1 protein-coding gene is annotated in these 10,717 nt (G+C 71.8%); it reads right to left on the minus strand.

The genetic code is table 11. The features are described from left to right. Positions 1-10,687: non-ribosomal peptide synthetase (locus tag IE316_RS34905; protein ID WP_190208593.1), on the minus strand; the 10,687-nt coding region annotated here is incomplete at its 3' end. Positions 10,688-10,717: the final 30 nt, after the last annotated feature.

Raw genomic sequence — 10,717 nt, forward strand, 5'->3', positions numbered from 1 at the left:
TCCACTCCTCCACCACCAAACGCCGCTCACCCTCCGACAACACCTCCACCTCACCGACCCGCACCCCCGGGTCACCCGCCATCCACTCCAACACCCGCCCCAGACGAACAGCCAACCCCTCGGCCGTCGCCAGATCGAACAGGTCCGCGGCGTACTCCAGTTGTCCCACGATCCCGGCCGGGGCCCCGCCCTCGGCACGGTGCTCCGCCAGCGTCAGCGTCAGGTCGAACTGCACAGTGATCGCCTGGTCCGGCACCGGAAGAGGACTCACCTCCAGGCCCGCCAACTCCAGGGGCCGCTCCGCCTGCGGGACGTTCTGGAGGGTGAGCAGCACCTGGAACAGCGGGTGGCGTGAGGGTGACCGGTCCGGGTTCAGGTCCTCCACCAGCCGCTCGAACGGCACGTCCTGGTGGGCGTACGCGGCCAGGTCGGCGTCGCGGACGCGGGCCAGCAGCTCGGTGAGAGTCGGGTTGCCGCTGAGGTCCGTACGCAGCACGAGGGTGTTGGCGAAGAACCCGGCGAGCCCTTCGAGCGCCGGGTCGTCGCGCCCCGCGATGGGCGCGCCCATCGGGATGTCGGTGCCGGCGCCCATGCGGGACAGCAGGATGGCGAGCGCCGCCTGCGCCACCATGAACATGGTCACGCCGTTCCGCTGCGCCAGGCTGGTCAGGCGTCCGTGCAGCTCCGTACCGATCTCGATGGGCACCATGCCGCCCTGGTGGTTCCGCTCCATGGGCCGGGGGCGGTCCACCGGGAGCGCCAGTTCGGCGGGGAGATCGGCCAGCGCCGTACGCCAGTGGTCGAGCTGTTCGCTGATCCTGCTGTCGGGGTCCTCGACATCGCCCAGGACCTCGCGCTGCCACAACGCGTAGTCCGCGTACTGCACCGGCAACGGCTCCCACCCCGGCACCTCACCCCGCACCCGCGCCGCATAGGCGGTCTCCAGATCCCGGGCCAGGATGCCCATGGACCAGCCGTCGACCGCGATGTGATGCGCCACGATCACCAGCACCGACTCCACCGGCGACAGCACCAGCAGCGAAACGCGCCATGGCAGTTCCACCGCCAAGTCGAAACCCCGGGCGAGTTCGTCGACGATGGCCGCGTCCAGGGCGGCTTCCTCGATGCGGTCGATCCGGAGCGCGGGATGGCCCGCGGCCCCGCGTAGCACCTCCTGGTACGGGTTCCCGTCCACGGCGGGGAAACGGGTGCGCAGGCCCTCGTGCCGGTCGGCGATGTCGCCCAGCGCCAACTCCAGGGCTCCGGCGTCCAGTTCACCCGTCAGCCGTACCGTCAGCGGCACGCTGTAGCCCGCGCCGGTCTCCAACCCGTTGAGGAACCACATGCGCTGCTGCGCGTATGACAACGGCACGGTGTCCGGGCGCTGCCGGACGACGAGCGCGGGACGCTCACCGGCGCCGCGCACCCGGTCGGCGATCCGGGCGAGGCCCGCGACGGTGGGGTCCGTGAACAGGTCGCGGACGCTGACCTCGGCGTCCAGCACCGACCGTACCCGCGCGATCAGCCGCATCGCGACCAGGGAGTCACCCCCCAGGGCGAAGAAGGAGTCGTCGGCACCGACCCGCTCCAGACCGAGCACCTCGGCGAACAGGCCGCACAGCACCTCCTCGGTGGGGGTGGCGGGGGCACGACCGGTGGTCCGGCTCGCCAGGTCCGGGACGGGGAGAGCGGCCCGGTCCAGCTTGCCGTTCCTGGTCAGCGGGATCGCATCGAGCGCCATGAACGCCGACGGCACCATGTACTCGGGGAGCTTCTCCGCGACGTACCGGCGCAGCTCCTCCTCGTCCACCTCGCCGACGACATACGCGACCAGCCGCTTCACGCCGGGCTGGTCCTCGCGGGCGATCACCGCCGCCTGCCGCACGTTCTCGTGAGTGGTCAGTACGGCCTCGACCTCGGCCGGCTCGATGCGGAAGCCCCGGATCTTCACCTGCTCGTCAACCCGGCCCGCGAACTCCAGCAGCCCGTCCGCGCTCCAGCGGGCCAGGTCCCCGGTGCGATACATCCGTTCGCCGGACTCCCCGAACGGGCAGGCCACGAACCGCTCCGCCGTCAGCCCGGCACGACCCGCATACCCACGCGCCACACCCTCGCCCGCGACATACAGCTCACCTGCCACACCCGGCGGCACCGGACGCAGGAACTCATCCAGCAGGTAAGTACGCGTGTTGTCCATCGGGCGGCCGATCGGCACCGCCGCGGGTACCTCGTCCCCCGCCGTGAACGGCAAGTGCGTCGTGAACGCCGTGTTCTCCGTCGGCCCGTACGTGGTACGCACCACCAGGTCCGGGTGGGCCGCGAGCAGGGTCCGGATCGCGGACGCGGAGACCACATCGCCGCCGGTCAGCACCTCCCGCACCCCGGCGAAGATCTCCGGCGACTGCTCCGCCAGCACCCGGAACAACCCCGACGCAGCCACCACATGCGTCACCCGATGCTCAGCGATCAACGCACCACGCTCAACCGCATCCACCTCCCCCGCCGGCACCACCACCAACAGCCCACCACGCAGCAACGGCGCCCAGATCTCATACGTCGACGCATCGAACGCATGATTGGCCTGCACCAGCACCCGCTCCAGCACATCCGCACGCCACGCACCATCCGCGCAGAACGCCACCACATTGCGGTGCGTGACCGCCACACCCTTCGGCACCCCGGACGAACCCGACGTATACATCACATACGCCAACGCACCCGACGACACCCTGACACCCGGGTTCGCATCCACCGGCTCGAACACATCGGCATCGGTGACGACCACCGACACCCCCGCCTCCGCCACGATCGACGCCAACCGCTCCTGCGGATGCCCGACGTCCAGCGGCACATACGCCGCCCCCGCCTTCAGCACCCCCAGCAACACCGGGATCAGCGCGGCCGACCGCTCCAACCGCACCCCGACCAGCGACTCCGGGACGACCCCCCGGTCAATGAGCCCGTACGCCACACCGTTCGCCCGCGCGTTCAGCTCCGCATACGTCCACGACACACCCCGCCCCACCACCGCCACGGCATCCGGCGTCCGCGCCGCCTGCGCCTCGAACCGGTCCACGAGCGTGCCGTCGGGCACCGCACGACGGGTGTCGTTCCACCCATGCAGGACCAACCGGCGCTCCGCGTCCGACAACACCTCGACATCCGCGACCCGCACCCCCGGGTCCGCGGCCACCTGCTCCAGCACCCGGGCGAAGCGTTCCGCCAGCCCTCTGGCGGTCGCCTCGTCGAACAGGTCGACCGCGTACTGGATCTCGCCGCCCATACCCGCCGGGGCGCCGTCGTCGGTGTGTCGCTCGGCGAGGGTCACGGCCAGGTCGAACCGGGCCACGGCCGTGTCGCCCATGGGCTCTGGTGTCACCCGCAGCCCGGCCAGGTCCCAGTCGTCGTCCGCCTCGGCGTCGGCGTCGATGGCGTGCTCCACGGCCAGCATCACCTGGAAGAGGGGGTGCCGGGACAGCGAGCGCGTGGGGTTCAGGTCCTCCACCAGACGTTCGAACGGCACGTCCTGGTGCGCGTAGGCGACCAGGTCGGTCTCCCGCACCCGTCCCAGCAGCTCGGCGAAGGACGGGTCGCCGCTGACGTCCGTACGCAGTACCAGTGTGTTGAGGAAGAAGCCGACGAGGTCTTCTACCGCGGCGTCGTCGCGGCCGACCACGGCGGTGCCCAGGGGGATGTCGGTGCCCGCGCCCACCTTCGACAGCAGCAGCGCCAGTGCGGCCTGAGCCACCATGAACATCGTGACGCCGTTCTCCCGGGCCAGCCCGAGGAGGCGGGCATGGGTCTCGGCGTCCGTGCGCAGGGGCACCACGCCGGCCCGGAAGGAGGATTCCGTGGGGCGGGGGCGGTCGAGGGGCAGCGGCAGTTCCTCGGGCAGGCCGGCCAGGGTGTCGCGCCAGTGCCGCAGTTGTCCGGCGATCACGCTGTTCTCGTCGGAGAGTTCGCCCAGCGCCTCGCGCTGCCACAGCGCGTAGTCCGCGTACTGGACCGGCAGCCGCTCCCAGTCGGGCGCGGTGCCCTCCCTGCGGGCGGCGTAGGCCGTGCGCAGGTCGCGGCTGAGCAGGCCGGTGGACCAGCCGTCGACCGCGATGTGGTGGGCGACGACCACGAGCACCGCCTCGGCCGGCCCCAGGGTGAGCAGCCGGGCGCGCCAGGGCAGTTCGCGGCTGAGGTCGAAGCGGCGGTCGAGTACGGCGGCCACGGCGTCCGCCAGGTCCCGTTCGGTGACGTCGGCGGTCTCCAGCCGGGGCCGGGCCTCCTCCCCGTCGAGGATCCGCTGGTACGCGACGCCGTCCGAGTCGGGGTAGACGGTGCGCAGGGTCTCGTGCCGGTCGGCGACGTCGGCCAGCGCCGCCTCAAGGGCCGCCACGTCCAGCTCGCCGGAGAGCCGCAGGGCGAGCGGTACGTTGTAGGCGGCTCCGGCGCCGGCCTCCTCGAGCTGGTTGAGGAACCACATGCGCTGCTGTGCGTACGACAGCGGCACCCGCTCCGGGCGTTCCCGCGCGGTGAGCGACGCCCGGGCGCCGCCCCGCAGCCGGGCGATGCCCGCCACGGTGGGCGAGTCGAACAGGTCGCGGATGCCGACCTCGACGCGCAGGACGGACCGGATACGGGCGATGAGCCGCATGGCGAGCAGCGAGTCCCCGCCCAGGGTGAAGAAGGAGTCGTCGGCACCGACCCGTTCCAGGCCCAGGATCTCGGCGAACAGCCCGCACAGCAGTTCCTCGGTGGGGTTCGCCGGGGCCCGGCCGCCCGTCTGCGCGGCGAAGTCCGGGACGGGCAGGGCGGCACGGTCCAGCTTGCCGTTGACGTTCAGGGGCAGCCGGTCGAGCGGGACGAACACCGCGGGGACCATGTACTCCGGAAGCCGCTCGGCGGCGTACTCCCGCAGCGCGGACTCGTCCGCCTCGCCCACGATGTACGCGACCAGGCGCTTGGCGCCCGGCTGCTCCTCCCGGGCCAGCACCACCACCTGTGCCACGTCCTCGTGGGCCGCGAGTACGGCTTCGATCTCGCCGGGTTCGATCCGGATGCCCCTGATCTTGACCTGGGCGTCGACCCGGCCCGCGAAGACCACCTCGCCGTCGTGCGTCCAGCGGGCGAGGTCGCCGGTGCGGTACATCCGTTCGCCGGTGAACGGGCAGGCGACGAAGCGCTCGGCCGTCAGGGCGGGCCGTCCGACGTAGCAGCGGGCGAGCTGGGTGCCGGCGACGTACAGTTCGCCGGTCACGCCGGGCGGGACCGGGCGCAGGAAGTCGTCCAGGATGTAGAGGCGGGTGTTCCAGACCGGTGCCCCGATCGGTACGGGCCCGTCCTGGGGCCGCCCCGGCGGGACGGGACGGGCGGTGACCATGATCGTCGTCTCGGTCGGCCCGTACGTGTTGTGCAGCGGGATGTCCAGCGCCCGGTGGTACTCCTCGACCACCTCCTCCGACAGCCACTCGCCGCCGGAGAGCACCGTGCGCAGGGTCCTGGCCTTGTCGCCGACGTGCTCCTGCTGGAGGAAGGCGGCCAGCATCGACGGGATGAAGTGGGCGGCGGTGACGCCGGCCCGTTCGACCAGGTCCGCGAGGTACCGGGGGTCGCGGTGGCCGTCCCCGCGGACCAGCACCAGGGCCGCTCCGGTGACCAGCGGTACGAAGAACTCCCACACCGACACGTCGAAGCTGAACGGGGCCCGCTGCAGTACGCGGTCGCTCTCCCCGATGCCGTAGTCGCCCTGCGTCCACATCAGTTGGTTCACCAGGGACGCGTGGGAGATCAGCACGCCCTTGGGCCTGCCGGTCGATCCCGAGGTGAAGATGACGTACGCCGGGTGCGCGGTACGCAGTGCGCTCCGGTCCGGGGCGGTGCGCGGCGCCCCGGGGCCGGGCCGCATGCCGGGCCGCAGGATCAGCAGCAGGTCGGCGTCGGCCGCCATGAACTCCACGCGGTCGGCCGGGAGGTCCGGGTCGATCGGCAGATAGGCCGCTCCCGCCTTCAGGATCCCCAGAAGCATCGCCGCCAGCTCGGGCGACCGCTCCGTGACCACCCCCACCGTGCGCTCCGGCCCGGCGCCCAGCCCGATCAGGTGGTGCGCCCAGGCGTTCGCCCGGGCGTCGAGGTCCGCGTACGTCCAGGTGACGTCCTCGTGCACGACCGCAATCGCGTCGGGGGTGCGAGCCGCCTGGTGCTCGAACAGCTCGGGCAGCGTGCGGTCGGGCACCGGCCGGGCGGTCTCGTTCCACTCCGAGATCACCAGGCGGCGTTCCTCGTCGGCCAGCACGTCGAGGTCGCGCAGGCGCAGGCCGGGGTCGGCCGCGACCTGTTCCAGGACCCGTACCAGTCGTTCGGACAGTGTCAGGACCGACTCGTGGTCGAACAGGTCGGCCGCGTACTGGATCTCACCGGCCATTCCTGCCGGGGCTCCGCCCTCGTCACGGTGTTCGGTGAGGGTGATCGACAGGTCGAAGTGCGCCTCCAGCGCGTCCTCGGACAGCGGCGTGGGACGCACGTCGAGGCCCGGCAGGGACAGGGGCTCGCGGGTCTGGGAGGCGTTCCGGAGGTGGAGCATCACCTGGAACAGCGGGTGGCGGGCCAGCGAACGCGCCGGGTTCAGGTCCTCGACCAGCCGCTCGAACGGCATGTCCTGGTGCGCGTACGCCGCCAAGTCGGTCTCGCGCACCCGTGCCACCAGTTCGGTGAAGGTGGGATCACCGGCCAGGTCGGTGCGCAGGACCAGGGTATTGAGGAAGAAGCCGACCATGTCCTCCAGCGCGGCGTCCCCGCGTCCCGCGACCGGAGTGCCGATCGGGATGTCCGTCCCGGCACCCACCTTCGACAGCAGAGCGGCCAGCGCCGCCTGGGCCACCATGAACATCGTGACGCCGCAGCGCCGTGCGATCTCGGTGAGGCGCGCGTGCACGTGGGCGTCGACGCGCACCGGGGCCAGCCCCGCCCGGAACGAGGGCTGCGTGGGCCTGGCGCGGTCCACGGGCAGGACCAGTTCCTCGGGCGCGCCGGCCAGAGTCCGGCGCCAGTGCGCGAGCTGGGCCGAGATCAGGCTGTTCTCGTCGTCCAGCGTGCCGAGCACCTCGCGCTGCCACAGGGCGTAGTCGGCGTACTGGACGGGCAGCGCGGACCAGCCCGGCGCCCGGCCCTGCTTGCGCGCGGAGTACGCGATGCCGAGGTCACGGGTGATCAGCTCCATCGACCAGCCGTCCACGGCGATGTGGTGCGCCACGATCACCAGGACCGACTGCGTCGGCGACACGGTCAGCAGCCGGACCCGCCACGGCAGCTCGCCGGACAGGTCGAAGCCGCGGCGCATCTCGTCGCCGATGGCTTCGGCGACCCCGGCCTCGTCGGCCTCGGCGACGGTGAGCCGGGGGCGGCCCGCCGCTCCGGTGAGGATCTCCTGGTGGGGCTCGCCGTTCCGGTCGGGGTAGCGGGTGCGCAGGCTCTCGTGCCGGTCGGCCACGTCGCCGAGGGCCAGCTCCAGGGCCGCGACGTCCAGGTCACCGGTAAGCCGCAGGGTCAGCGGTACGGTGTAGCCGGCGCCGACGCCGGCCTCCTCCAGCCGGTTGAGGAACCACATCCGCCGCTGCGCGAACGAGAGCGGCACGATGTCGGGCCGCTCCTGCGGCAACAGGGCGGCGCGCTTGCGCGTCTGCTCGTCCTCGGCGAGCCGGGCCAGCCCTTGGACCGTGGGCGCGGCGAACAGGTCACGGACGCTGACCTCGGCGTCCAGCACCGACCGGACGCGGGCGATCAGCCGCATGGCGAGCAGCGAGTCACCGCCGAGGGTGAAGAAGGAGTCCTCCGTACCGACTTGTTCCATGCCGAGGACTTCGGCGAACAGGCCGCACAGCACCTCCTCGGTGGGGGTGGCGGGGGCGCGGCCGGTGGTCCGGCCTGCCAGGTCGGGGGCCGGGAGGGCGGCTCGGTCGAGCTTGCCGTTCTTGGTGAGCGGGATGGCGTCGAGTGTCACGAACGCCGACGGCACCATGTAGTCGGGCAGGCGGTCGGCCGTGAGTGTCCGTAGCGCGGGCTCGTTCGCGTCGCCGACGACATACGCCACCAGCCGCTTCACGCCGGGCTGGTCCTCGCGGGCGATCACCGCTGCCTGGCGCACGTTCTCGTGGGCGGTCAGTACGGCCTCGATCTCGGCCGGTTCGATGCGGAAGCCCCGGATCTTGACCTGTTCGTCGGCGCGGCCCGCGAACTCCAGCACGCCGTCCGCGTTCCAGCGGGCCAGGTCCCCTGTGTGATACATCCGTTCACCGGGCTCGGCGAACGGGCAGGCGACGAACCGCTCGGCCGTCAGGCCGGGACGACCCGCGTACCCGCGTGCCACGCCTTCGCCCGCGAGGTACAACTCACCTACCACACCCGGCGGTACGGGACGCAGTGAGTCGTCCAGGACGTAGGTGCGGGTGTTGTCCATCGGGCGGCCGATCGGCACCGCCGCGGGGATCTCGTCCCCGGTGGTGTAGGGCAGGTGCGTGACGAATGCGGTCGTCTCGGTGGGGCCGTAGGTGGTACGCACCACCAGGTCCGGGTGGGACGCGAGCAGGGTGCGGATCGCGGACGCGGAGACCACGTCACCGCCCGTGGAGACCTCCCGTACCCCGGCGAAGATCTCCGGCGACTGCTCCGCCAGGACCCGGAACAACCCCGCCGTCGCGTGCACGTTCGTCACACCATGCTCCGCGATCAGCGCACCACGCTCCGACGCCCCGGTGTCGCCCGGCGCAAGCACGACCAGCTTCCCGCCGTGCAGCAGCGGCACCCACAACTCGTACGTCGAGGCATCGAACGCATGGTTCGCCTGGAACAGCACGCACTCGACCACATCCGCACGCCACGCGGCATCCAGGCAGAACGCCACCACATTGCGGTGCGTGACCGCCACACCCTTCGGCACCCCGGTCGAACCGGAGGTATACATCACGTACGCGAGGTTCTCCGGTCCCGGCTTCACCTGGGGGTTTTCAGTGACTGGGGCAACATCCTCATCGCCGGTGAGCGTCACCGCGACCCCCGCCTCAGCCGCGATCGCCTCCCGCCGCGCCTCCGGCAGAGCGGGGTCCAGCGGCACATACGCCGCACCCGCCTTGAGCACACCGAGCAGCGTGGGCACCAGCTCCGCCGACCGCTCCACCCGCACCCCGACCAGCGACTCCGGACCGACACCCCGCTCAATGAGCCCATACGCGACACCGTTCGCCCACGCGTTCACCTCCGCATACGTCCACGACACACCCCGCCCGACCACCGCCACCGCATCCGGCGTCCGTGCGGCCTGCGCCTCGAACCGGTCCACGAGGGTGCCCTCGGGCACGGCACGACGGGTGTCGTTCCACTCCTCCAGCACCTGGTGCCGTTCGTCGGCGGACAGCGTCTCGATCGCGCCGACCCGCACTTCCGGATCCGCAGCCACCTGCTCCAGCACCCGCACCAGCCGGGCCAGCAAGCCCCGCGCCGACGCCTCGTCGAAGAGGTCCGGGCGGTAGTCGAGCCGGAGGGACATGTCGGCGTCCGGCAGCACGGCGAGGATCAGCGGGTAGTGCGCGGCATCCGCGCTCTCGACGCCGACGACGTCCAGACCGCCGGGGCTGGGCGGTCCGGCGGCGTCGCGCAGGAAGTTCTCGAAGACCAGGAGGGTGTCGAAGGTCGCCCCGGGTCCGGCGGCGCGCTGGACTTCGGCCAGTCCGAGATGCTGGTGGTCCATGAGCCCGGTCTGCCGGGCCTGCGTGTCGGCGAGGATGTCGAGGAAGGAGAGCGCCGGGTCCAGCGTGACACGGACGGGGAGGGTGTTGATGAAGAGCCCCAGCATGCGTTCCACACCCGGGATGCCCGCGGGGCGTCCGGAGACGGTGGCGCCGAAGACCACATCGCGCCGGCCGGTCAGCAGGCCGACCAGCCAGCCCCACGCGCCCTGCACCACGGTGTTCACGGTGAGTCCGTGCGTCCGGGCGACCTCACGCAGCGCCTCGGCCTGTTCCTGGCCGAGGGGTTCGACCACGTACTGGGGCGGTACGGGTTCCGTGCCCCGGTCCACGGGCGCCACCAGGCTCGGCTCCGTGACCCCGGCCAGGGCGTCGGCCCATGCCGCGCGTGCGGTGTCTCGGTCCTGCCGTTCCAGCCACGCCAGATAGTCGCGGTAGGGCGTCACCGGGGGCAGTCCGCCGGCGTCGCCGCCCGCCGCGTACACCTCCGACAGTTCCTGGAACAGGATCGGCAGTGACCAGCCGTCCAGCACCAGGTGATGCATAGTGATCACCAGTCGGAATCGCGGTCCGCCCATCCGGATGAGCACCAGGCGCAGCAGCGGCGGCACCGCCACGTCGAACCCGCGGTCCCGTTCGGCCTCGGCCAGCCGTTCGGCCTCGGTGGCGGGGTCGGGGTGGTCGGACAGGTCGACCTCGCTCCACGGCAGGGTCACGCCCGCCAGAATGACCTGGACGAGCCGGCTCGCCCCCGCGGGCTGCCGGAAGCTCGCCCGCAGGCTGGCGTGCCGGTCCAGGAGGGCCTGCCAGGAGGCGCGCAGCACCTCGGTGTCGAGCGGTGCCGCGAGTTCGAGGACGCGTTGTTCCACATATACGTCCCGGGCCCGCTCATCGAAGTTGGCGTGGAAGAGCAGTCCCTCCTGCAACGGCGCCAGCGGCCAGATGTCTTCAATGCGCACCCCGGTCATAGCGTCCCCCTCGCCCCAGCT

Source organism: Streptomyces fumanus (genome assembly GCF_014655295.1).
Taxonomy (GTDB): Bacteria; Actinomycetota; Actinomycetes; order Streptomycetales; family Streptomycetaceae; genus Streptomyces; species Streptomyces fumanus.